At 47.6% G+C, this 813-nt stretch carries 2 protein-coding genes; both read right to left on the minus strand.

The window, feature by feature from the left end; all coding sequences use genetic code 11:
• Positions 1 to 569, minus strand: a 569-nt coding sequence (locus tag GRP75_RS28355) for a UDP-N-acetylmuramoyl-tripeptide--D-alanyl-D-alanine ligase (protein ID WP_160791047.1), incomplete at its 3' end; no start/stop codon positions are given.
• Positions 569 to 813 (minus strand): glutamate ligase domain-containing protein (locus GRP75_RS28360; protein WP_483311130.1); only part of this gene is annotated, 245 nt, incomplete at its 5' end. The genes GRP75_RS28355 and GRP75_RS28360, both read right to left, overlap by 1 nt.

An 813-nucleotide genomic window follows, 5' to 3' on the forward strand; every position in this document is an offset into this window, starting at 1 on the left:
CCTATGTTCGTTATGATAGCTACATCTGGTTGGGCAATATTAGCCAGCAGACGAATCTCTCCACGTCCACTCATGCCCATCTCCAGAATGAGAATATCTGTATCCTGCGGCATGGACAGTACAGTTAAAGGCAAACCGATATGATTGTTATAATTCCCTTCGGTTTTGTGTACTTTAAAAGTCGTGCCCAGCAGAGCGTTTACGATGTCTTTCGTTGTCGTCTTGCCGTTGCTTCCCGTGATCCCAACGACAGAAACGCCGGTTTCGCGTAAGTATGCAGCTGCTAGATGCTGAAGGGCTTCTAGCGTATCCTCTACCTCAATAGCGTTCTCAGCCGGAGGTGCTCCATGATCCTTTTGCCATAAAAATGCAGCTGCACCTGCCTCGCTTACGATCTGCTGCACATAATTATGCCCATCAAACCGTTCGCCCACGAGTGGAACAAACAACCCTTGGCTCTGCGGCCTGCGAGAATCTGTAAAAACGCCTTCGACCATCTGTTCGGTGTCCGCTTCTCCGTGAAGTATTCCTCCACACATAGATGCAATCTGACCGATTGTTCTTTTCATCACTTGGATAAACCCCTTATCGCTTCTTTGGCTACGATGCGGTCATCGAATTCATGCACCGTTTTTCCGATCAACTGGTAAGTCTCATGACCTTTTCCCGCAATCAATACTACATCGTCAGGGCTTGCCATTTCAACAGCTTTATGAATTGCAGTTCTGCGATCCACGATCAATTCGTATCGTTCTGCGGGTACACCTTCGTCGATCAACCCTTGTTCGATGTCTTTCAAAATCACTTTCGGGT

Origin of the sequence: Paenibacillus sp. OT2-17, from assembly GCF_009827695.1 — a bacterium.
Taxonomy (GTDB): Bacteria; Bacillota; Bacilli; order Paenibacillales; family Paenibacillaceae; genus Paenibacillus; species Paenibacillus polymyxa_B.